The sequence below is a fragment of the Streptomyces sp. NPDC001902 genome (assembly GCF_042891295.1).
Lineage (GTDB): Bacteria > Actinomycetota > Actinomycetes > Streptomycetales > Streptomycetaceae > Actinacidiphila.
Window position 1 is genome coordinate 280,201 of record NZ_JBIATA010000001.1, and the last position, 22,306, is coordinate 302,506.

The 22,306-nt window shown below is 74.8% G+C and carries 19 protein-coding genes and 2 tRNA genes; 7 read left to right on the top strand and 14 right to left on the bottom strand.

Annotation, left to right across the window (positions count from 1 at the left end):
- Nucleotides 1-16 precede the first annotated feature (16 nt).
- On the top strand, nt 17-970 hold the full coding sequence (locus ACFYYN_RS01325) for an NADP-dependent oxidoreductase (RefSeq protein WP_500544259.1): 954 nt from the start codon (nt 17-19) through the stop codon (nt 968-970).
- Nucleotides 971-995: 25 nt separating this feature from the next.
- Here ACFYYN_RS01325 and ACFYYN_RS01330 read toward each other — a convergent pair.
- From ACFYYN_RS01330 to ACFYYN_RS01340, 3 genes are all read right to left on the bottom strand, one after another.
- Nucleotides 996-1,069: transfer RNA gene (locus tag ACFYYN_RS01330), tRNA-Pro, on the bottom strand.
- Between the two features lie 12 nt (nt 1,070-1,081).
- Nucleotides 1,082-1,153: transfer RNA gene (locus tag ACFYYN_RS01335), tRNA-Lys, on the bottom strand.
- Nucleotides 1,154-1,188: 35 nt separating this feature from the next.
- Nucleotides 1,189-2,568, bottom strand: a complete 1,380-nt coding sequence (locus ACFYYN_RS01340) for a hypothetical protein (RefSeq protein WP_500544260.1) — start codon at nt 2,566-2,568, stop codon at nt 1,189-1,191.
- A 102-nt stretch (nt 2,569-2,670) separates the two neighbouring features.
- On the opposite strand from ACFYYN_RS01340, the gene ACFYYN_RS01345 reads away from it, so the two are divergent.
- The 3 genes from ACFYYN_RS01345 (at nt 2,671) to ACFYYN_RS01355 (ending at nt 5,208) form a co-directional block, all read left to right on the top strand.
- The gene (locus ACFYYN_RS01345; protein ID WP_500544261.1) at nt 2,671-3,393 is read left to right on the top strand and encodes a Clp protease N-terminal domain-containing protein; all 723 of its coding nucleotides are present in this window, start codon (nt 2,671-2,673) and stop codon (nt 3,391-3,393) included.
- Between the two features lie 67 nt (nt 3,394-3,460).
- The gene (locus ACFYYN_RS01350) at nt 3,461-4,717 is read left to right on the top strand and encodes an SLC13 family permease (protein WP_500544479.1); all 1,257 of its coding nucleotides are present in this window, start codon (nt 3,461-3,463) and stop codon (nt 4,715-4,717) included.
- Nucleotides 4,718-4,722: 5 nt separating this feature from the next.
- Nucleotides 4,723-5,208: a universal stress protein gene (locus ACFYYN_RS01355; protein ID WP_499516884.1), complete on the top strand. Its 486-nt coding sequence runs from the start codon at nt 4,723-4,725 to the stop codon at nt 5,206-5,208.
- A 7-nt stretch (nt 5,209-5,215) separates the two neighbouring features.
- Here the strand turns inward: ACFYYN_RS01355 and ACFYYN_RS01360 are convergent, their stop codons facing one another.
- The 9 genes from ACFYYN_RS01360 to ACFYYN_RS01400 all read right to left on the bottom strand — a co-directional run bounded on the left by ACFYYN_RS01360 (nt 5,216) and on the right by ACFYYN_RS01400 (nt 16,034).
- Nucleotides 5,216-6,331 carry a CU044_5270 family protein gene (locus ACFYYN_RS01360; RefSeq protein ID WP_500544262.1) on the bottom strand — a complete coding sequence of 372 codons (1,116 nt, stop codon included), beginning with the start codon at nt 6,329-6,331 and terminating at the stop codon, nt 5,216-5,218.
- On the bottom strand, nt 6,328-6,957 hold the full coding sequence (locus tag ACFYYN_RS01365; RefSeq protein ID WP_500544263.1) for an RNA polymerase sigma factor: 630 nt from the start codon (nt 6,955-6,957) through the stop codon (nt 6,328-6,330). The genes ACFYYN_RS01360 and ACFYYN_RS01365 overlap by 4 nt, the downstream gene beginning before the upstream one ends.
- 46 nt (nt 6,958-7,003) lie before the next feature.
- A complete protein-coding gene (locus ACFYYN_RS01370) occupies nt 7,004-7,852 on the bottom strand; it encodes a class II glutamine amidotransferase (RefSeq protein ID WP_500322496.1) in 849 nt (282 codons plus the stop codon).
- 74 nt (nt 7,853-7,926) lie between these two features.
- Entirely contained in the window at nt 7,927-10,353 is a 2,427-nt protein-coding gene (locus ACFYYN_RS01375) for a SpoIIE family protein phosphatase (protein ID WP_500544264.1), read from the bottom strand.
- Between the two features lie 112 nt (nt 10,354-10,465).
- On the bottom strand, nt 10,466-10,990 hold the full coding sequence (locus tag ACFYYN_RS01380; RefSeq protein WP_500544265.1) for a hypothetical protein: 525 nt from the start codon (nt 10,988-10,990) through the stop codon (nt 10,466-10,468).
- Nucleotides 10,987-12,456, bottom strand: coding sequence for an ATP-binding protein (locus tag ACFYYN_RS01385; protein WP_500544266.1), 1,470 nt, complete (start codon nt 12,454-12,456; stop codon nt 10,987-10,989). The genes ACFYYN_RS01380 and ACFYYN_RS01385 overlap by 4 nt, the downstream gene beginning before the upstream one ends.
- Nucleotides 12,457-12,463: 7 nt before the next feature.
- A complete protein-coding gene (locus tag ACFYYN_RS01390) occupies nt 12,464-13,144 on the bottom strand; it encodes an MtrA family response regulator transcription factor (RefSeq protein WP_499512737.1) in 681 nt (226 codons plus the stop codon).
- Nucleotides 13,145-13,161: 17 nt separating this feature from the next.
- Entirely contained in the window at nt 13,162-14,841 is a 1,680-nt protein-coding gene (murJ, locus tag ACFYYN_RS01395; RefSeq protein WP_500544267.1) for a murein biosynthesis integral membrane protein MurJ, read from the bottom strand.
- Nucleotides 14,838-16,034 (bottom strand): lipid II:glycine glycyltransferase FemX, encoded by a 1,197-nt coding sequence (locus tag ACFYYN_RS01400; protein ID WP_500544268.1) that lies wholly within the window; start codon nt 16,032-16,034, stop codon nt 14,838-14,840. Before ACFYYN_RS01400 ends, murJ begins: the two co-directional genes overlap by 4 nt.
- A gap of 215 nt (nt 16,035-16,249) precedes the next feature.
- On the opposite strand from ACFYYN_RS01400, the gene ACFYYN_RS01405 reads away from it, so the two are divergent.
- Together ACFYYN_RS01405 and ACFYYN_RS01410 are read left to right on the top strand one after the other, a co-directional pair.
- Nucleotides 16,250-17,464: a L,D-transpeptidase gene (locus ACFYYN_RS01405; RefSeq protein ID WP_500544269.1), complete on the top strand. Its 1,215-nt coding sequence runs from the start codon at nt 16,250-16,252 to the stop codon at nt 17,462-17,464.
- An 85-nt stretch (nt 17,465-17,549) separates the two neighbouring features.
- Complete coding sequence (locus ACFYYN_RS01410; RefSeq protein ID WP_500544270.1) at nt 17,550-18,479, top strand: SDR family NAD(P)-dependent oxidoreductase; 930 nt, start codon at nt 17,550-17,552, stop codon at nt 18,477-18,479.
- Nucleotides 18,480-18,503: 24 nt separating this feature from the next.
- Here the strand turns inward: ACFYYN_RS01410 and ACFYYN_RS01415 are convergent, their stop codons facing one another.
- Nucleotides 18,504-19,469 (bottom strand): DUF1152 domain-containing protein, encoded by a 966-nt coding sequence (locus tag ACFYYN_RS01415; RefSeq protein ID WP_500544271.1) that lies wholly within the window; start codon nt 19,467-19,469, stop codon nt 18,504-18,506.
- Nucleotides 19,470-19,581: 112 nt separating this feature from the next.
- Between ACFYYN_RS01415 and ACFYYN_RS01420 the strand changes: the two genes are divergently transcribed.
- Entirely contained in the window at nt 19,582-20,448 is an 867-nt protein-coding gene (locus ACFYYN_RS01420) for an alpha/beta fold hydrolase (protein ID WP_500544272.1), read from the top strand.
- Nucleotides 20,449-20,506: 58 nt separating this feature from the next.
- On the opposite strand, the gene ACFYYN_RS01425 is transcribed toward ACFYYN_RS01420, so the two are convergent.
- Nucleotides 20,507-22,282: an alkaline phosphatase family protein gene (locus ACFYYN_RS01425; RefSeq protein ID WP_500544273.1), complete on the bottom strand. Its 1,776-nt coding sequence runs from the start codon at nt 22,280-22,282 to the stop codon at nt 20,507-20,509.
- Between the last annotated feature and the right edge of the window lie 24 nt (nt 22,283-22,306).

A 22,306-nucleotide genomic window follows, 5' to 3' on the forward strand; every position in this document is an offset into this window, starting at 1 on the left:
CGGCAGGCTGGGGTCCATGACCGAAACACCCCGCACCATGCGCGCGATCACCCAGGACGTCCTCGGCGGACCCGAGGTACTGCGGGAGGCGGAGCTGGAGCGCCCCACCCCCGGCGTCGGGCAGCTGCTCGTCCGCGTCCACGCCGCCGGGCTCAACCCGACCGACACCAAGCACCGGCAGACCGGGCTCTTCCTCGGCGGCCCGCCGCCCGTCCTCGGCTGGGACGTCTCCGGCGTCGTCGAGGAGACCGGGCTGGGAGTGGCCCTCTTCCAGCCCGGCGACGAGGTCTTCGGCATGCTCCCCTACCCGCACGGCGTCGGCTCCCACGCCGAGTACGTCACCGGGCCCGCCCGCGCCTTCGCCCGGAAGCCGTCCGGCATGAGCCACGTGGAGGCCGCCGCGGTCCCGCTGGTCGCGCTCACCGCCTGGCAGGCCCTCGTCGACGTCGCCGCCGTCCGCCCCGGGCAGCGCGTGCTCGTCCACGCCGCCGCGGGAGGCGTCGGCCACGTCGCCGTACAGATCGCCAAGTCCCGCGGCGCGTACGTCATCGGCACCGCGAGCGCCGCCAAGCACGACTTCCTGCGCGGCCTCGGCGCCGACGAACTGATCGACTACCGCACGGCCGACTACGCCGAGGCCGTCCGCGACGTGGACGTCGTCCTCGACCCCCTCGGCGGTGCCGAGTCCCTCCGCTCCCTGCTCACCCTGCGCGAGGGCGGGCTGCTCGTCACCATCCTCCCGATCGGCCTGTCCGAACTCCTTGCGGAGGCCGGCCGCCTGGGCGTGCGTGCCACCGGCATGATCGTCGAGGCCGACCACGCCGGCATGACCGCGATCGCCCGCCTGGTCGAGGAGGGCGCCCTGCGCGTCACGGTCGCCGACACCTTCCCCCTGTCCGAGGCCGCGAAGGCCCACGCCGCCCTGGAGACGGGACGTACGACCGGGAAGCTGGTCCTCACGGTGCGCTGACGTTCCCGGGCCCGCGAGCCGTACGGGCACCGGGGCAGGGCTCGAACCTGCGTCCACCCGGTCCCGAGCCGGGCGCTCCACCGCTGAGCTTCCCGGTGCCCGTACGGCCCCCGACGAGGGCAGGGCTCGAACCTGCGTCCAACCGGTTAAGAGCCGGCCGCTCCACCGCTGAGCTTCCCCGTCGGTGCCCCGATCCTGGCCGCCACGGCGGCCGGGCGTCAACGCAATTGGGCGTCGAGGTCCGCCGCCGCCGGGCGGAGCGGACGTCCGGAGAAGAAGCCCGCCGACCGCAGCACGCCGGCCAGTACCGGGTCGCCGATCTCCACCCCGTGCACGAGCTCCGGCGTGGGCCGGAAGGGCACCGGGGCGGCCGCCGGCCGCGGTTGCGTCCAGCCGCCCGCGACGGGATCGACGCCGTGCCGCCGGCACACCTCCTCCACCAGCGACCGCGGGCACTCCGCCTCGCCGCGCAGCACCTGCCAGGGCAGCGGCAGTTCGGCCCACACGCCGGTGTCCGGGTGCAGTCCCCCACCGGTCTGCCGGTGCCAGGCGGCCACGTCGGCGGCGACCAGGAGCAGGACCTTGCCGGGGCAGAACCGGTCGGCGACCTCCTCGGCGGCCATGGCCCGCAGGAGCGAGAACCAGTGGGCCCGGGCCTTGGTCCAGGCCCGGGCGGTCTGGTTCCAGGTGGTCGAGTCGTCGCCGCGGCGCACGACCATCGTCGTCCGGTCCAGGGGCTGCCGCCGCCATGCGGCCTCGAGCAGCTCGGCCACGTCCAGCAGGAAGCGGTACCAGATCCCGAGCAGCCGTCCCCGCTGCCCGTCGTCGAGGTGGCCGAGCACCTCTGCGGTGGGGTGGACGTGCGCGACGGCGTACCAGTTGGTGCGGTGCGGCCGTCGGCGCAGCTCCTCGAACAGGGCGTCCGCCACCTCGTCGTACGGGGGCTGCTGGCCCGAGACCGTGAACTCGCTGCGCAGGTTGGCGCGGGCGGTGAGGTAGGCCACGAAGGCCGCGGTCGGGGTGTCGGCCGCGAACTCCTCGTAGCCCAGCCGGGAGGCGAGTCCGCTCCTGCCGACCAGCGTCACCTCCCGCTTGCGCTGCTCGACCAGGATGCGCGCCAGCTTGGCCTCCATACGGCGCAGCAGCCGGAACCGCTTGTTGTACTGCCGCTTTGACATCTCCCCGAGCCCCGCGTCCGCGCGCCCGGCCCGGTCGAGGCGGTCGGTGAGGAAGTCGTTCGCCCCGAACCGCTTGGCGATCCGCTGGCCGGCCGCCCGGATCGCCGTCTCCACCTGCGCCGGATCGTCCCCGGACGCCCCGGCCGGCTCCGGCAGCCCCGGGAACAGCTCCGCGGCACGGGCCAGCTGGCGCTGGGCCCCGACGGGCCGGGCGAAGTCCTCCAGCATCGAGGTGTAGCCGTGCCACAACGTGTTCAGCGAGCCGCTCGCCGCCTTCTCCAGCGCGCGCCGGGTACGGCGAGCGGGCCGTCGGCCGTCGCCGTCGAGCAGCCGGAGGGCGAGATGGGCGATGTCCTCGGGGCGCTTGCGCCGGTCGAGGGACGCATACAACTCCCGCAGGACCGAGGTGTTCTGGGACATGTGCCCAGGCTGGCGCACGCGGCGGGGAGGGCACCACCGGTTAATGCCGACGATCGTCAACTTTCGGTTGACGATGAACCATCGTCAACCTATCGTTGACGCATGACGCAGCAGATCCGGCTCGACGATCTGATCGCAGCCATCAAGAAGACCCACCCCGACGCCCTCGACCAGCTCTCGGACGCCGTCATCGCCGCCGAGCACCTGGGGGAGGTCGCCGACCACCTCATCGGGCACTTCGTCGACCAGGCCCGGCGGTCCGGCGCCTCCTGGACCGACATCGGCAAGAGCATGGGCGTGACCAAGCAGGCCGCCCAGAAGCGCTTCGTCCCCAAGGACCTCGGCTTCCCCGACCTGGACCCCTCGCAGGGCTTCTCGCGCTTCACCCCGCGCGCCCGCAAGGTCGTCATGGCCGCCCACACCGAGGCCAAGACCGCCCACAACCCCGAGGTCCGCCCCGAGCACCTCGCCCTCGGGCTGCTGAGCGAGCCCCAGGCCCTCGCCGCACTCGCCATGGCGGCCCAGGGGGTCACCCCCGACGCCGCCCGCACCACCCTCACCGCGGCCCTCCCCCCGGCCGTGGACGAGGTCCCCGAGCTCGTCCCGTACGACCTCGCCTCCCGCAAGGTCCTCGAACTCACCTTCCGCGAGGCCCTCCGCCTGGGCCACAACTACATCGGCACCGAGCACCTCCTGCTCGCCCTCCTCGAACTCGAGGCGGGCGACGGCCCGCTGACCTCCCTCGGCCTCGACAAGGCCACCACCGAGCGCCACGTCGTCGCGGCACTGGCCGAGATCGTGGGCGGCACGCAGCAGGAGGGCTGAGCGGTGTCCCGGGCGGGGCGTGGTTCCATGAGGGGCCATCACGGTCCCACCCGGGAGGAACGGAACCCTGAACACCACGATCGCGGAGGCGCTGTCCGTCGCGCTGCTGCTCCTCGTGCTCGCCGGGGCGGTGATCCGGCCGTTCGGTCTTCCGGAGGCGGTGATCGCCGTCCCGGCCGCGGCGGTGGCCGTGGGGAGCGGGGCGATCCCGCTGGAGCACGCGCGGGAGGAGGCGGCGCGGCTGGGGCCGGTGATCGGGTTCCTGGCGGCGGTGCTGGTGCTGGCGAGGCTCTGCGACGAGGAGGGGCTGTTCCGGGCCGGCGGGGCGTGGATGGCCCGGGTGGCCGCGGGGCGGCCGCGGCGGTTGCTCGGGGCGGTGTTCGCGCTGGCGTCGGCGGTGACGGCGGCGCTGAGCCTGGACGCCACCGTGGTGCTGCTGACCCCGGTGGTGTTCGCGACCGCCGCCCGGCTGGAGGTACGGCCGAAGCCGCACGTGTACGCGTGCACCCACCTGTCCAACACCGCCTCGCTGCTGCTGCCGGTCTCGAACCTGACGAACCTGCTGGCGTTCGCGGCCAGCGGGCTGAGCTTCACCCGCTTCGCCGCGCTGATGGTGCTGCCGTGGCTGGTGGCGATCGCCGTGGAGTACGTCGTCTTCCGTCGCTGGTTCCGCGCCGACCTGGAGGCCGCCGTCGCGGTCCCGGACGGCGCCGAGGTGCCTCCGCTGCCGGTGTTCGCGCTGGTCACGGTGGTCTGCACACTGGCGGGGTTCGTGATCACCCCGGCGCTCGGCATCGATCCGGCGTGGGCGGCCGCGGCCGGGGCGCTGGTGCTGGCCGTACGGGCGGTGGCGCGGCGGCGGATGACGGTGCGCGCCGTGGCGGGGGCGGCCGGGGTGCCGTTCCTGGCGTTCGTGCTGGCGCTGGGCGTGGTGGTGCGGGCGGTGGTCGACAACGGGCTCGCCGGCGCGCTGGGCCGGATCGTGCCCGGGGGCACCGGGCTGGCGGCCCTGCTCGGCGTCGCGGCGCTGGCCGCCGTCCTGGCCAACGTGATCAACAACCTGCCCGCCGTGCTGGTCCTGCTGCCGCTGACCGCGCCCGCCGGGCCCGGCGCGGTCCTCGCCGTCCTGCTCGGGGTGAACATCGGCCCCAACCTGACCTATGCGGGATCCCTGGCGACCCTGCTGTGGCGGCGTATCGTGCACCAGCACGAACATGACGTGGACCTGAAGGAGTTCACCGTCCTCGGCCTGCTCACCGTGCCTGCGGCGCTGGGCCTTGCGGTGGTGGCACTGTGGGGTTCGCTGCACGTCCTCGGAGGCTGATGTCCGTGATCGTGACCGCCTGGATCGCCGAAGGAACCTGGCCCGCCTGCGTCGACGCCGTCCGCGTCCACGCGCCGGAGGCCGCCGACGTCGTCCTGCTGCACGTCAGCGGCCCCGACGTCCCCGGTCTGGCGCATGCCGCCTACGCCGGGCTGCTGGGCCGCGGGCACCCGGAGAACGATCCGGGCACCCGGCTGGAGGGCCTCGGCGCCGACTCCGCGGGACGGCTGCTGGACGCCGCCGCCCGGCGCCTGGGCCGTCCGTGCCGCCGGGAGGAGCGGTCGGGGCGGGTGGAGCGGGAGGTGGTCGCCGCCGCGGCCGGGACCGATCTGCTGGTGATGGCCCGTGACGGCGACCTCGTACGGCTCGGGCCGCGGAGCCTGGGCCCGGCGGCGCGCTTCGTTGTGGACCACGCGCCCTGCCCGGTCCTGCTGGTGTGGCCCGCGGCCGCGCCGGACGTGGCGACCCTTCCCCCGCCCCCGCCCCACTGACCCGGGCTCAGCCCGTGGCGCCGGGCAGCTGCTTGATGCCGTCGACGACGGAGCGGGTCAGCACCGCGGTGGTGAAGACGACCGTGCCGCGCGGCATGACCGCGTCCGGGTCCCGCTCGGCCTGGACGGTGCGCTCGCCGAGGAAGACGTGGGTCTTCGGGTCGAAGATCCACTCGGTGCGCTGGCCGCTGGTCTCGTCCAGCCGGGCCACCGCGACCCCGTGCCGCCCGGTGGCGTCCACGGCGTCGTCCACGGCGACCACGCCGGGGATCTTGGCGGCGGCCTTGTAGAGCGCGGTGGTCAGCCCGGCCGGCGGGTAGCTCTCGCCCAGCAGGTCGCCGATGGTGGTGAAGGCCTCCTGGTCGGGGCCGTTGCCCATGCCCTTCGTCTCCTTGTAGATCTTGGCCAGGAGCACGTCGGGGTCGGTGGGCAGGGTGGTGAGGTAGTCGTAGCTCGGCGCGTTCAGGGTCGGCTCGGGCACGTTGCCCTGCTCGTCGGTGCCCGCCAGGGTGATGCCCTCCGGGCCGGTGGTGCCGGGCTCGATCAGCCAGCCGTCCCGGCCGTCGCGGGACTCCCAGACCTGGCGCTGGTGCAGCGGGGTGCCGGCCAGGCTCGTCGTGCCGTGCACGTGCCGCACGACGGTGCCGGCCGACTTCGACTCGATGTAGACGTACTGGCCGTCCCCCACCGGCGCGGCGGGCGACTCGGCGGCGGCCAGCGAGACGGTGTCCAGCAGGCGGGCGGCGCCCTCGGGGTCCGCGGCGCCGAGGCGGGTGGTCAGGGCGGGGCCCGCGGCGGAGGTGCCGGAGCCGCCGCCCGGGCCGCTGCCCTCAGCACCGCCGAACACGAACAGGCCGGTCGCCAGGGCCCCGGCCAGCACGCCGGCGGTCAGCGGGACGAGGACCATGCGGCGCAGGAAGGGGTTGCGGCGCGCGGCCGGACGGGCGGCGGTGGCGGTGTCGGCGGTCGTGGCGGTGGACGGCTCGGTGCCCGTGCCGAGGTCCTCGTGGATCCGGGTCATCAGACGCTCCTTGTGCAACTGGTGACGGTCCGCCGGCAGGTCCCGCTCCACGCGCGGCAGGAGACGGGCGGTCTCCTCCCATTCCGAGGGATGGGCGTTCATCGGATTCCTTCCTGTGCGGGCCGGACCGCGTTCGCGCGGTCCCCTTCTGTCTGTCTGCGGCGGGCGGCGGGTTCCATCTCCGCGTCGGCGAGCTTGCGCAGTCTCGTGCGGGCCCGGGACAGCCGGGACCGCACGGTGCCGACCGGGATGCCGAGGGCCTCGGCGGCCTCGGCGTACTCCAGGCCCTCCCACAGGCACAGCGTCAGCACCTCGCGCTCGGGACGGCGCAGCCGGGCGAGGGCGGTGAGGACGGCGGAGATGCGGCGCCGGTCGTCGACCCGGCCTGCCACGAGGTCGGCGTGGTCGGGCACTTCGAGCGCGGCGGTCCCGGCCTGGGCGCCGGCGGCGACCACGGCCCGGTAACGGCGGTTGCTGCGGCAGTGGTTGCGCGCGACGTTCGTGGCGACGCCCAGCAGCCACGGCCGCAGCGAATCCCCTTCGGGGTCGACGCGCCCACGCAGCCGCCAGGCCTCCAGGAAGGTGGCCGACATCACGTCCTCGGCGACCGACCAGTCGGCGGTCAGCCGGAAGGCGTGGTTGTAGACGGTACGGGCGTACGCGTCGAACAGTTCCGCGAAGGCGGCGGGGTCCCCGTCCCGTACCCGGGTCCGTACATGAGTGGTCACTTCTGTCGGCTGTCCGTCCGTCCGCCGCGGGTTCCCGTGACCTGCGTCACGCGGCGACGCCGTCGGGTGCCGCGGGCGCGAAGGGCATGAGCTCGTCCTGGCCGGGCCGCACCACCCCGAAGGTGCTCTCGGGGACCTCGTGCCACGCGTCCGGCACGTCGCCCAGGGGCTCGGACACCACGAGCCGGGTCTGCGCCGACACGCCCTGCAGGAACCACAGGTCCGGGTGGAGCTCCCGCAGCGTGTCCACCTTGCTGCTGTAGAACAGCGAACGCGACGCGTGCTCGCTGGAGTAGCGGAAGGCCCACAGGCTCTCCCCGTCGCTGACCGCCAGCGTCATCTGGACGGGGAACTCGACCCCGTGCTCATGACCGGTCCGCTCCACCAGCCCGGCCATCCGCGACACGGCGCCGGGCACGTCCTGGTCGAGACCGAAGGTGAGCGCGAGGAAGAACATCACCTCGGAGTCCGTCGAGCCCTCGATGGAGGAGAACAGCGCCGGGTCGACGGCGAGCGAGAGGTCGCGGCGCAGCCGGTGGAAGTCGGTGATCGCGCCGTTGTGCATCCACAGCCAGCGGCCGTGCCGGAAGGGGTGGCAGTTGGTCTGCTGGATCGCGGTGCCGGTGGAGGCCCGTACGTGGGCGAAGAACAGCGGCGAGGTGACGTGGCGCGAGATCTCCCGCAGGTTGCGGTTGTTCCACGCGGGCCCGATGTCCCGGATGACCGCCGGGGTCTCCAGGTCCGTGGCGTACCAGCCGATGCCGAAGCCGTCCCCGTTGGTCGTCTCGACCCCCATCCGGGAGTGCAGGCTCTGGTCGATCAGCGAGTGCCGCGGTTTGTAGAGGATGTTGTCGAGCAGCATGGGCGTGCCCGAGTAGGCGAGCCACCGGCACATGGTGCACCCTTCCCTTCCTCGTCTCCTCGTCCGCCGTCCCCGGGCCTCCGCCGTCCCCGGGCGTCCGGCCGTCCTCAGGCGTCGGCCAGGGCGACCTCCGCCCAGATCGTCTTGCCCTCCTGGGTGTGACGCGTCCCCCAGCGTTCGGTGACCTGCGCCACCAGCAGCAGTCCGCGGCCGCCCTCGTCGAAGACCCGGGCCCGGCGCAGGTGCGGCGCGGTGCCGCTGCCGTCGGAGACCTCGACGATGAGCGTGGAGTTGTGGATGACGCGCAGCCCGATGGGCGGGGTTCCGTACCGGATGGCGTTGGTGACGAGTTCGCTGACCACCAGCTCCGCGGTGTACGTGATGTCCTCCATCCCCCACTCGGCCAGCCGGCGGGTGACCTCGGCGCGGACGCCGGCCACCGCAGCGGGCTCGGCGGGCACCTCCCAGCTGACGACCTGGGAGGCGTCCAGCACCTTGGTGCGGGCGACGACCAGGGCGACGTCGTCGTCCGGGGGTTCGGGGACGAGGGTCACCAGGCTCTCGCAGACGGACTCCAGGGAGCGGGCGGGCCGGGTGAGCGCGTGGCGGAGCCCGGCCATGCCCGTGTCGACGTCCCGGTCGGCGGTGGCGATGAGGCCGTTGGTGTAGAGCACGAGGAGGCTGTCCGGGTCGAGTGCGCACTCGACGGTCTCGAAGGGCAGCCCGCCCAGCCCGAGCGGTGGTCCGGGCGGCAGGTCGAGGAAGTGCGCGCCGCCGTCCGGCGCGGTCAGCACCGGCGGGGGGTGGCCCGCGCTGGCGGCGGTGCACATCCGTGAGACCGGGTCGTAGACCAGGTACAGGCAGGTGGCGACGAGGTCGGTGACGAGGTTCTCGCCGTCGCCCTCGGTGACCTCCTCCCCGGCGAGGTGGGCGACCAGGTCGTCGAGGTGCACGAGCAGCTCGTCGGGCGGCAGGTCGACGTCGGCGAGGGTCCGCACGGCCGTCCGCAGCCGTCCCATGGTGGCGGAGGCGCGCAGCCCGTGGCCGACCACGTCGCCCACCACGAGCGCGACCCGGGCCCCGGACAGCGGGATCACGTCGAACCAGTCGCCGCCCACGCCCGCGCCGCTGCCCGCGGGCAGGTAGCGCGAGGCGACCTCCACCGCCTCCTGCCGGCCGAGCCGCTGCGGCAGCAGGCTGCGCTGGAGGGCCAGGGCGGTGGTGCGTTCGCGGGTGTAGCGGCGGGCGTTGTCGACGGCGACCGCCGCCCGGGCGCCGATCTCCTCGGCGACCTGCAGGTCGTCCTCGTCGAAGGGGTCGGGTCTGCGGTGCCGGGCGAGCACGGCGACACCGAGCGTGATGCCGCGGGCCCGCAGCGGGATGACCATCACCGAGTGGATCCCGTGCCGCCGCAGCATCCGGGCGCGCCCCGGATCGCCCGCGGCCCAGACGTCGATGGCCCGGTCCACGGTGCCGTGCAGCGAGGCGCGGCCGGTGACGAGGGAGCGGGCGGGCGGGGAGTCCGCAGGGTAGTGGTCCAGTTCCCCGGTCGCGGTCACCGACTCGGGCATGCCGGGCAGGACGGACTGCTGGGCGGCGCGGCGGAGGGCGACGCCGGGGTCGCCGGCCTTCGGCTCCACCCCGTGGAACAGCGGGTCGAGCAGGTCGACGGTCGCGAAGTCGGCGAGGTTGCCCACCACGACGTCGGCCATCTCCTGGGCGGTGCGGCCCACGTCCAGCGTGCTGCCGATCCGGGTGCTGACCTCGTTGAGCAGGGCCAGCCGCTCCCGCGCCAGGTACTGCTCGGTGGTGTCGACGCCGGTGAGCTGGACGCGGGGGGTGCGCCGCAGTGGATCGGCGAGCGGGGAGAGCGTGACCGACCAGGTGCGCGGCGCCGGTGCCGTCCGTGAGCGGATGCGCAGGTGCAGGTCGTGGGACTCACCGGTGGCCAGGACGTGCCGCACGCCCTCCTCGACGGCCTCGCCCGCGCTGCCGGGCAGGAACTCCGAGGGGCGTCTGCCCCGCATCTGCTCCTCGGTGCGTCCGGTCTCGCGCTGCATGCCCTTGCTGGTGCGCAGGGTCCGCAGCTCGTTGTCGAAGATCGCCATGGGCAGGGTGGACTGGTCGAAGGCCTCCTCGACCACGCTGTCCACCACTCCCCAGTGCCGCCGGTCCACCGGGGAGACCACGACGAGCCGCTGCGGCCGGCCGCGCCCGTCCAGCGACGGGTAGACCCGCACGGAAACGTCCAGGTGGCGCCCGTCCCGGCGGCGCAGCACCGATCTGCCGCCCCAGCCGAAGGGCATCGCGAGGAACCACTCGGTGGACCGGGCGGCGTCCGAGCCGAGCAGCCGGGCCGCGGGCTGCCCCACGACCTCGTCGTGTCCGTACCCGAGCAGCCGCTCGGCCTCGCTGCTCCAGCCGGTGACGATGCCGTGGGCGTCCACGACGGCCGTGGCGGGTACGGCCGGTTCGGGCCGGGGAGGGAGGCCGCCGTCGAAGTCGTCGTCGAGGCTGGAATCTCGCATCGCCATCCGTCGCCGTTCTCGCCCGTCCTCTCCCGGCCCCCTCCGGGAGGCGGCTGCCTGGGCCCTCCTCCACTTCTACCGCTCCTGGGGCGTGCCCGCAGGTCGGCGCCGGCCGGGTTCAGCGCGAGGCCGCGCCGGGCACGACGCCGCCGCAGCGTACGGGCGGGAGGGCGCCGTCGCCGCCGGCGAGGACGACCTCGGCGGTGCCCTCGTGGCCCTCGGCGTAGACGGCGGTGCAGACCACCTGGCGCACGGCGCCGTCCTTCAGGCGCCGCACGGGGAACGGCAGCGTGACCCGGACGGTGCCCCGGGACGACGTGACGTCCACCGGCCCGGCGGAGGCGGGCAGCCCGGTGCCGAGTCCCGCCGCGCGCTCCTCGGGGGCGGGGCCGTCCAGCAGCACCGTGAGGACCTTCGCGGCCGCCACCGGCGGGGCCTGCGCGTCGTCCTCGGTCGCGCGCAGGACGGGCGTCAGGTGTCCCTCGGGGGACAGGAAGAAGAGCGTCAGCCGGTCCGGTGTCCCGGGGAAGGCGTCGACGGTGGCCGGGCCTCCCGCCTCGACGACCCCGGACCCCGGGACCCCGCAGCCGGCCAGCAGGGCCGCCGCGGTGAGGAGCAGGACCGGGACGGGCCGGCGTCTCACGGTGCCGCCTCCGCGGCCGTACGGGGAGTGCCCAGCGGCATCCGCACGGTGAGGACGGCGCCGCCGTGCGGGCCGTTGGCGGCGCGGACCGTGCCGCCGTGCAGGCGGACGTTCTCCAGGGTGATGGCCAGGCCCAGTCCGCTGCCCGAGGAGCGGGTGCGGGCCGCGTCGGCCTTGTAGAAGCGGTCGAAGATGTGCGGCAGGACGTCCGGGGCGATGCCGGGACCGCTGTCGGAGACCTCGACGGCGAACCGCGCCTGCCCGCCGTCGGGTGCCTCGGTGTGCAGCCGCACCTGGACGGGGGCGCCGCCGTGGCGCAGCGCGTTCCCGACGAGGTTGGCGACCACGACGTCGAAGCGCCGCGGGTCGAGCCGGGCCCGGATGCCCGGGGGCAGTTCGGTGGCGACCTGCGCGGGATCCGTCCAGTGCCGGGTCGCCAGGGTCTTGCGGATGGTCTCGGCGACGTCGACCTCGTCGGCGTTGAGCTCGGCGGCCTTCGCGTCGAAGCGGGAGATCTCGATCAGGTCCTCGACCAGGGCGGCGAGCTTGCCGGTCTCGGCGCTGACGAGGCGGACGGCGGCGGCGGTGTCCGGCGCGAGCCGGTCGGCGTCCTCGTCGAGCACCTCGGTGACGGCGAGCATCCCGGCCAGCGGGGTGCGCAGTTCGTGCGAGACGTCGGAGGCGAAACGGCGGGCCCGGGCCTCGGCGCGGCGCAACTCGTCCACCGTCCGCTCCAGTTGCAGCGCCGAGTCGTTGAAGGTGTACGCGAGGTCGGCGAGTTCGTCGCTGCCCTTGACGGGGATGCGGGTGTCGAGCTCGCCGCGGCCCATGCGCTGCGCCGCCGTGCGCAGGTCGCGGACCGGGCGGAGCACGCTGCGGGCGGCGAGCAGGGCGGGGACGAGGGCGATGAGCAGCGCGGGCAGGGATCCGTCGCGGGCGGCGGTGAGCATCGCCCGGATGTCGTCCTCCTCCGTGGTCAGCGGCATCACGGCGTAGAGCACGAGCCCGCTGGCGCGGGCGGACAGCCCGGTCTTGAAGACGGTCGGCACGGCCATCGTCAGCCAGGGGGTGCCGTCCTTGTCGACCCGCTGGAAGACGCCCCGGGGACTGGCCAGCGCGGCGCGGCGCAGCTCGGGCGTGATGACGGTGGAGACGGGGCTGGTGCCGGAGGAGACCCGCATCGAGCCGTACTCGGCGAACACCACCCAGGTGTGCGGCTTGCCCTTGCGGGCGATGTCGCGCAGCACCTCCTGGAGGGCCAGGCGGTCCATCGGGAGGGTGGTGCCGACGGTGCCCGCCTGCTCGCGGAAGGAGGAGACGGCGGTGTCCTGGGCCTGTTCGAGGATGGCGTTGCGCGCCTCGCGGTACGTGAGGGCGGCGGTGGTGCCCGCGCTGACGGCCGCGACGAGCAGGAAGGCCAGCACCAGCCGGGTGCGCAGCCCGATCCGGGCCCTCCAGCGGATCACCGGCGGCTCACAGCGGCCCGAAGCGGTAGCCGAAGCCGCGCAGCGTCTGTATGTAGCGGGGGTCGCCGGGCACGTCCTCGATCTTGTTGCGCAGCCGCCGGACGCAGGCGTCGACCAGCCGGGCGTCCGCGTGGTAGCTGTGCTCCCACACGTGCTCCAGCAACTGCTGTCGGCTGAAGACCTGTTCGGGCGCGGCGGTCAGGAACAGCAGCAGCTTCAGCTCGGAGGGTGCGAGCGCCAGCCGCTGCCCGGACTTGGCGACGCCGAGTCCGGCCCGGTCGACGGCGAGGTCGCCGTGGAACTCGACGGCCGGGCGGCCCCCCGGCTCCTCGATGCGGCGCAGCACGGCGCGGATGCGGGCCTCGATCACCTCGGTGCGGGCGGGTTTGACGATGTAGTCGTCGGCCCCGGCCTCCAGCCCGACGACGACGTCGAAGTCGTCGCCGCGGGCGGTGAGCATGATGATCGGCAACTGGCTCGTCTCGCGCACCTGGCGGCAGACCTGGACGCCGTTCATGCCGGGCAGCATCAGGTCCAGCAGCAGCAGATCGGGCTGGAACTCGCCGACGGCGGCGAGCCCGGCCTCGCCGGTCGCGGCCGTCCGTACCTCGTGACCGCGACGGCGCAGGCCCAGTTCGACGCCTTCGCGCACGGAGGGGTCGTCTTCGATCAGAAGAACGCGTGGCATGACCGGAGTATCGCAACTCATCGTGCACCGCGCCGCAGTTTGCCGAGCAGGGTCCGCCGGGCGGCCTCGACCTCGGTCAGCCGCAGCGGGCGGGCCGCGGCCGCGAAGACCAGCACGACGGCGGCCGTGCCGGCCGCCACGGCGGCGAGCGGCCCCGGTGGCGCGGCGAGGCCGGCCGCGAGCCGGCCCAGGGCGGCGGCGGGCACCGCGACGAGCAGCAGCCGGGCCAGCGAGCCCGCGGTCGGCGACCGCCACGGCCCTGGGCCGCCCTCCGGCGCCGCCAGCCTGCGGTCCAGCACGGACGCGGTGACCGCCCATCCCGCGAAGAGCGCCACCGAGTACGCCGCCGCCATGCCGGTGACCGCCCAGCGCGCGGGCAGCAGCAGGTAGGCGGTGACGGACAGCCCCGCGTTGAGCCCGGAGATCACCAGGTTGAGCAGGAAGGGGGTACGGGTGTCGCCGAGCGCGTAGAAGGTGCGCGACAGCACGTACTGCCCGGAGAAGGCGACGAGGCCGGGGGCGAAGGCCACCAGCGCGTTCGCCATGACCGCGACGTCGGCGGCGTCGGTCCTGCCGTGCTCGAAGACCAGGGCCATCGCCGGTCCCGCGAGCGCCAGCAGCGCGCATGCGGCGGGCACCACCATCGCGGAGCTGCTGCGCAGCGCGTACGCGACGTCGCGGCGCACCCGCGCCGGGTCGCCGTCGGCCGCCGCCGCGCTCATCCGCGGCAGCAGGGCGGTGACCAGCGAGACCGTCACGATGCCGTGCGGCACGGCCCACAGCAGGTAGGCGTTGTTGTACGCGGTGAAGCCGGCGCCGCCGTCGATGCCGAGGGCCGCGGCGCGCTGTCCCGCGGACGTGGCGAGCCGGGTCACCACCCAGTAGGCGACCTGGTTGGTGAGCACCAGCAGCACCAGCCACCCGGCGGAACGCAGCGGCCGGGCCAGCCCGCTGCCCCGCCAGTCGAACCGCGGCCGCCAGCGGAAGCGTGCCGCCCGCAGCGAGGGCACCAGCGCCAGCGCCTGCACCGCGATGCCGGCCGTGGTGCCCCAGCCGAGCAGCGCGGTCTCACCGGCGGTCAGCCCGCCGCCGGTGCCGGCGGTGACCAGGTAGAGGCCGAAGACGGCGATGACGACGAGGTTGTTGAGGACGGGCGTCCACATCATCGCGCCGAACCGGCCCCGGGCGTTGAGCACTTGGCCGAGCAGCGTGAACAGGCCGAGGAAGAGGATCTGCGGCAGGCAGGAGCGCGCGAAGGCCACCGTGGTCGCCGCCTGCGCCCCGGTGTAGCCGGTGTACGCGGCCACGATCGCGGGCGCGGCGAGCACGGCCGCCGTCGTGATCAGCAGGAGTGCGACGGTGCACACGGTCAGCAGCCGGTCGGTGTAGGCGGCCCCGCCGTCCTCGTGTTCCTTGGCGGCCCTGACCAGTTCGGGCACGAACACCGCGTTGAGGGCGCCGCCCAGCAGCAGCATGTAGACGATCGTGGGCACCGAGTTGCCGACGGAGTAGCCGTCGGCGGCCAGGCCGACGCCGAGCGCCGCGGCGACGGTCGCGGACCGTACGAAGCCGGTCGCCCGCGAGACCACCGAACCCGCCGCCATGACGGCGCCGCTGCGCAGGACCGAGCCGGCGGCGGGAGCACCGGCCGGGGCGGCCGGCCCGTCGGCCGGGCGGGCCGCCGCGGGGGCGCTCACCGGCGCGCCATGTAGGCCTGGAACGCCCGGTAGAGCGTGTGGTTGGCGGTGCCGTCCAAGGCCGTCTCCCATTCCCCCAGGGTCTCGACGACCTGCCCGCCGGTGCCGAGCTTCCATCGGGTGAGGCCGAACGCCCGGTCCTCCGGGTCGAGTGTGGAGGGTACCCCGCGCATGTCGTACTCCAGTGCGCCCTGTTCGTGGGCGTCCCGCAGCATCCGCCACTGCAGGGCGTTGGAGGGGCGGACCTCGCGGCGGTGGTCCGCCGAGGCCCCCGTCTGGTACCAGACCCGCCGGCCCACGGTGATCATGGTGTGGGCGGCGAGCACCTCGCCCTGGTGGCGGGCGAGGTAGAGCTTCATCCGGCCCGGCTGCTCGGCGTTGAGGGCCGCGTACTGGCGCTGGTAGTACTCCAGCGAGCGGCCCAGCCGGAAGCCGTCGCGCTCCTCGGTGATCCGCAGCAGCCGGAAGAACTCGGGGAGGTCCGCCGCGCCGCCCACGGTCACCTCGACGCCCGACCTCCCCGCCCGCCGTATGTTGCGGCGCCACTCCTGGTTGAGTCCCGACCACAGGTCGTCGGCGCTGCGGCCGGCCAGCGGGACCCGGAAGACGTGGCGGGGCTGGGCGTCCGCGTCCCCGCCGCCGTCCGGGCCGTCGCCGCCGCAGCGCCGCCAGCCGCGGGCCCGCAGCCGCTCGGCCACGACCGTGCCGAGCGGGTCGACCTCGCACGCCAGGACGTCGGACAGGCGGCGGCCGAGGCCGGTCGCGGCCTTCAGCGCGGCGGCGTCCCAGCGGCGGTGGGCGGGCGAGGGGCCGATGCGCACGGCGAAGGCCCCGAGTCCGCGCAGGTGGCGCAGGAGCGGCGTCAGCCAGGCGTCGACGTCCGGGTCGGCCCAGTCGGCGACCGGCCCCTCGGGCAGGTAGGCGAAGGACTTCCGCGTCCCGGGTAACTGCCGCAGCAGCACCAGCGCGCCCCCGCGCAGTTCGCCGCGCCCGGCGCCGTCCCCGGCGCCCCAGCCGAGGAACCGGGGCCGCCATCCCGGCTTCACCAGCGCCCACGACGGGTACTGGAGGAAGCTCGGACCGAGCGCCGACCCGGTCCGGGACGCCAGGAACGAGCGGTACGTCTCCGCGCTGACCGGTCCGAGCCAGGCCTGCCGGGGGCCGCAGCCCGCCGTCACGAGCAGTGCCGACACTGCGCCTCCCTGAGGTGTGGTCGGGTGGGAACACAGGAAGGCTCACAGCCCTTCGTGACCGCCCCGAGCGGCGAATGTGACCGGACCATGACCGTTTCTCACCAGCTGCCGTCATACGGCTCCCAGGCGCTCCACCAGTGCTTTCCGCGGCCTAGAGTCCCCGGGGTCCGGCCGTTTCCCGGCCGTGCTCTCCCCGTCCTTCCCGGAGGTCTCCGTTGTCCCGGAAACGTGTGGGCCCGATACGCCGGCCCCGCCTGCGCACCGCCGCCGTCGCGGCCGCCCTGCTGTCCGCCGTGCTGACCGCCTGTTCGGGCAGTGCCCCGGCGGTGACTCACGCGGCCGGCGACGCGGGGCCGCCGAAGGAACGGGCGGCGACCGTCACCGTCACCCCGCACGGGGGGCGGGTCCGGGCCGGCGAGCCCGTCCGGGTCACCGCCGAGGGCGGCACCCTCACGACGGTCACCGTCGCCGGGCCGCACGGCAAGGGCGTGACCGGCACCCTGTCCGCGGACCACCGCACCTGGACCTCGGACCGCAACGTCGTGCCCGGCGCCTCGTACACCGTCGAGGCCGTGACCCGCACCCCGGGCGGGACCACCGGCACCAGCGAGTCCAGCTTCACCACGGCCGCCGCGGGAAAGGTCAACAAGGTGGACTGGCGGCCCGGCGACGGCACCACGGTCGGCGTGGCCCAGCCGGTCTCCCTCGTCTTCGACAACCCGGTGACCGACAAGGCCGCCGTGGAGAAGCAGCTCAAGGTGACCACCTCCGACGGCACCGAGGGCTCCTGGGGCTGGCTGAAGGACTACTCCGGCCGGGACCGCGTGGACTGGCGGCCCAGGCAGTACTGGCGGCCGGGCACCGAGGTCACCCTGGACGCCCGCCTGGACGGCACCGACTCCGGACCGGGCGGCGGCTGGTTCGTCCGCGACTACCGGGCCTCCTTCACCGTCGGCGCCCGGCAGGTGGTCAAGGTCGACCTCGACCGCAAGCGGCTCACCCTGCAGCGCGACGGCCGGACGGTCCGCACGGTCCCGGTCTCCGGCGGTACCCCCGGCCCGGACACGGGTTCGTGGCGCGGTACGGCGGTGGTGCTGGCGAAGGAGGGCACGGTCCGGATGAACTCCGAGACCGTCGGCCTCGGCGACGCCTACGACGAGACGGTCGAGGACTCGATCCGGCTGACCTGGTCCGGGATGTACGCGCACGCCGCCCCCTGGAACGCCGCGTTCTTCGGCCGGGCCAACCGCAGCCACGGCTGCGTCGGGATGAGCGACGCCGACGCGGACTGGCTGTACTCCCAGGTCCGGGTCGGCGACCCCTTCGAGATCACGGGGTCGGAGGCCAAGGGCACGGTCGCGCCGAACAACGGCTTCGGCGACTGGAACGTGGACTGGGAGCGGTGGCAGGAGAAGAGCGCGCTGCACTGACCCGCGTCCGGGGGCGCCGGGGACGGCCCGCGGTGGTTGCCTGGAAGGGGTGGCACCACCGCACCGCCGAGAGGAAGGCAGCGCCATGACCGGCTCCGGCTTCACCGCACAGTCCACCGCCGCCGAGGTCGCCGGCGGCATCGACCTCACCGGCCGCCGCGCCGTCGTCACCGGCGCGGCCTCCGGCATCGGCCTGGAGACCGCCCGTGCCCTGGCCGGCGCCGGTGCCGAGGTCACCCTCGCGGTACGGGACACCGCCGCCGGCGAACGGGCGGCCGCGGAGGTCGCGGGCGGCGGCGGGCGGGTCCTGGTCGCCCCCCTCGACCTCGCGGACCAGCGCTCGGTGGCGGCCTTCGCCGCCGCCTGGCACGGCCCCCTGGACGTCCTCGTCAACAACGCCGGGGTGATGATGACCCCGCAGACGCGCACGCCCGAGGGCTGGGAGCTGCAGTTCGCGACCAACCACCTCGGGCACTTCGCGCTCACCGTCCGCCTGCGCCCTGCCCTGGCCGCCGCGGGCCGCGCCCGCGTGGTCTCCCTCAGTTCGGTCGCCCACCTGCGCAGCCCCGTGCACTTCGACGACCTCCACTTCCGGGTCCGCCCGTACGACGCCGGCCTCGCCTACGCCCAGTCCAAGACGGCCAACGTCCTCTTCGCGGTGGAGGCCAGCCGGCGCTGGGCCGCGGACGGTGTGACCGTCAACGCCGTCCACCCGGGGGCGGTCCTGGGCACCAACCTGTCGCGGCACCTCACCCGCGAGGCCCTGGACGCCGCCGCCGCGTCCGGCGGTCACACCTTCAAGACCCCGCAACAGGGGGCCGCAACCGTCGTGTTCGTCGCCACCGCGCCCCGGCTGGAGTGCGTCGGGGGGCGTTACTTCGAGGACTGCGCCGAGGCGCACCGCCACATCCCCGGGACCTCGGGCGGAGTCGCCGACCACGCGCTGGACCCGGACGCGGCCGCGCTGCTGTGGCAGGTGTCCCTGGACGCCCTCGCGGCGGACGTGCGCGGCTGACCGCCACCGGCGAGGCGGGGACGGTCAGTGCGGGAAGGTCCGCGGCGGCCGTTGGCGCGGCAGTTCGTCGCGGAACTCCTCGACGACCGAGCTGATCTGCCGGGTGAGCTGCGTCCCCTCCAGCCGGTCGAGGTAGAGGTTGCGGGCGGCCAGGCCGACCGCGTCCACGCAGAAGTAGACCGCCATCAGCGGGTTGACGAACAGTTCGCTGTGCCGGGTGCGCTCGGTGAACCGCACGTTCCCGAAGTCGCCGCGCACCGCGGCCGCGACCGAACCGTGGACGATGCTCGGGTGGTCCGGGGGCGCCTCCTGGGCGTGCGCGACCGCCGCGAGGTAGAGCCGCCCCTCACGGCTGTCGCGGGGCAGTGAGAACGCGCCGAGGTACGCCCCGTCCCGCTCCAGGGCCGCCAGGTTCTCCAGCACCAGGGAGTGGTTCACCCCGTGGTACGCGTCGACGCCGAAGCCGAGGCAGGCCACCAGCCGCTGCGGGACGCCGGTGAGCCCGCCCACCGCGGCGGGGCTGGCCATGTCCTCCTCCGGCGTGCCGAGTCCGCTCTCGTCGCCGCGCATGAGGATGTCGGTGCCGCCGTCCACCAGCACGATCGCGTCGACCCCGCCGAGGTGGCCGATCAGCGCCCGGTACGCGGCGCGCAGCGGTTCGACGCCCGCGCGGCACAGCGCGTACACGGTCGAGGGCAGGCCCTGCGACTCCAGCCAGCGGGCGAGGGTCCGTTCGGGGAAGTAGTCGCCGCGCGCGGCCGTCGAGGGGCGCACGGCGGCGACGTCGTGGTCCAGCCAGACGCCCGGGTCCAGGCCGTACAGGTCCGCGAAGGAGAGGTTGGCCAGGTGCACCTCCTTGCCCGCCTCGCGCAGCGCGAGCGCGATCGGCAGCCCGGCGTAGACGTCGAAGCCGCCGCCGGCCCCGGCGACGAGGACCCGCCGCGCGTCGCGCAGCCGGGTGAACAGGGCGGGTTCGAGGAGGGAGAACACCGGGGGTGGTAGCAGCGGGCCGTGCGCCGGGACAGTGGGTTTCCGCTCCCGGGGCGGGCGTTGGCCCGCCGATCCCGGGGCCGTGTCGGTGCCCGCCCCTAGACTCGGCCGGATGGTGACGGAGACGGATATCGCACTCGCCGACGGGCGGACGCTGCACGTGTACGACACCGGGCCGGTCGGACCGGGCGGCGGGGAGGACGGCGCGGAGCTCGCCGTCCTGTGGCATCACGGCACGCCCAACATCGGCACGCCCCCCGAGCCGCTCTTCGCGGCGGCCGCCGGGCACGGCATCCGGTGGGTGGGCTACGACCGCCCGGGATACGGAGGTTCGACGCGCCGCCCGGGCCGGGACGTCGCCTCGGGCGCCGGTGACGCGGCGACCGTCGCCGACGCCCTGGGCATCGGCCGCTTCGCGGTCATGGGCCACTCCGGCGGCGGCCCGCACGCGCTGGCCTGCGCGGCCCTGCTGCCGGACCGCGTCCTGGCGGTGGTCAGCGGGTCCGGCCTGGCGCCGTTCGGTGCGGAGGGGCTCGACTGGTTCGCCGGGATGGGGCCGTCCGGCGCGGCGGAACTCGGCGCGGCGGTCCGGGGGCGGGCGGCGCTCGAGGCGCAGCTGGCCTCCGGCGACTTCGACCCCGAGCTGTTCACCCCCGGGGACCACGCCGCGCTGGCGGGTGCGTGGGGATGGCTGGGTGACGTCGCGGGCAAGGGGATCGAGAGCGACCAGGGCGGCATGGTCGACGACGACCTCGCCTATGTGGCGCCGTGGGGCTTCGACCCGGCGCGGGCCGCCGCGCCCGTCCTGGTCCTGCACGGCGAGGCGGACCGCATGGTGCCCGCCGGGCACGGCGTGTGGCTGTCCCGGCGGTGCCCGGACGCGGAGCTGTGGCTGCGGCCCGGCGAGGGGCACATCTCGGTGCTCGGCTCCGCCGCCGCCGCGCTGGACTGGCTCGCCGAGCGGTCCCGGCGCGGCTGAGCGCGCACCGGCGCCGTCCACAGGCTGTGGACGGCGCCGGGTGCGTACGGGAGGGCGGTCAGGGGGAGGGCCGGGACCCGTACGCGGTGAGGAAGCGGTCGCGGAAGGTGTCCATCCGCCAGACCGGGGCGTCGCGCGCGGGCTGCAGCCCGTCGGACCAGCCCCAGCCGTCCGTCCGGTCCAGCACGGCCTTGTCGTGCGCGACGATCGCGACGGGAACGTCGCTGGTCGCGTCGCTGCCGGTGACGACGGGGGAGGGCTGGTGGTCGCCGAGGAAGACGAGCACGGTGTCCTTGGTGCCGTACTTCGCCACGTACTGGACCAGGCTGTTCACGGAGTACTGGATGGAGTTGCCGTACTCGGTGCGGATGCTGGAGCGGTCCTTCCACACCTCGGCCGGGTCCTTGCCCTGCTCGCTGATCCCGTCGTAGACCGAGCCGTCGCCCACCCGGTCCCAGTCGATCATCTCGGGGATGGGCGCCCAGGGGCGGTGGCTCGACACCAGGATGATCTCCGTCATCAGCGGCTTGTCGTGCGGCTCGCCGTGCTCCAGCCGCTGGAAGGCCGACAGGCTGTACTGGTCGGGTACCGGCGCCCAGCTGAACTTCGGGCCCTGGTAGCCGAGGTCCCGGGAGTCGTAGACGTGGTCCAGGCCGTAGAACGCCCCCTCCGGCCAGGAGGCCGTGACCCCCGGCATGATGCCGACCGTGCGCCAGGCGCCGGTGCGCTTGAAGGCGTCCGTCAGCGTCAGCCGGTCGCTCGTGACGACCGAGCGGTAGCGCTGCTGGTTGGGCACCCACAGGCCGGACAGGAAGGTGGAGTGGGCGAACCAGCTCCCGCCGCCGTACGTGGGTGAGGTCAGCCAGCCGCTCCGGGAGGAGAACCCGGCGGCCTGCAGCCTGCGGGTCCCGTCCGCCAGCGCCGCGTCGACCCCGGGCGCGATCCTGGGGTCCTCGACAGCGCTGCGGCCGTAGCTCTCGACGAAGGCGAAGATGACGTCCTTGCCGCGGAGCGCGGTCAGCATCCGGTCACCGGGGGTGCCGGCGAAGGCGTCGTGCGCCGCCGCCTCGGCGAACTCCTCGCGGTCCCGCAGCGAGGCCCGGACGTCGTCCGCGCGTTCCCGGACGAAGGCCGACGACTCCCGCGAGGCGACCGGCGCGTCGCCCGTCTCCAGCCCCAGCGCCGCGCAGAGCACCCAGACGGTGCCGAGCACGAGGGCGGCCCGGGCCGCCCCCCGGCCGTCGCGGTCCACGAGCCGGCCCAGCCGGACCGCCGACAGGATCGTCAGGGCCGGTACCAGGAGGACGAGGAACGCCACCCCGACCGCCGCTGCGACGGCGTACGCCCGGCCGGAGGTGGCCGTCAGGTACCCCTCGCCGTCGGCGAGCAGGCTCCAGTCGAAGACCGGGTCGAAGCGCCGGGCGAACACCTCGTAGAAGCCCATGTCGAGGAACTTCAGCAGGAGCAGCAGGCCCAGGCCCAGGCCGATGAGCACGGCCACCGGTCTTCGGGCGCGTCGCGGCAGGGCGATCAGCAGCACCGCCCCGAGCAGCCCCTCCACGGGCAGCCGGACGAAGTGGCCCGGGCCCATGGAGGAGAGCCGGTCCGGCAGGACGAGCGCGGCCAGGACGACCACCGCGGCCAGCGCCGTCGTCCCCGCGCGCAGCGCCCGGGCCGCCGCGGGACGTCGCTCCCGCCATCCGGTGCGCGCGGGGGTGCCGCCGCCGGGGGCGCCGCCCCCGTCCGCGGGTGGTCCGTCGTCCGGCGGGTCGCCCTCCACCGCCGGTCCGTCGTCCGTCGTGCCCGGCCGGTGAGAGCGCGTGAAGAGCGACACCCCGAAGGTCCTTCCCTGTGAAGT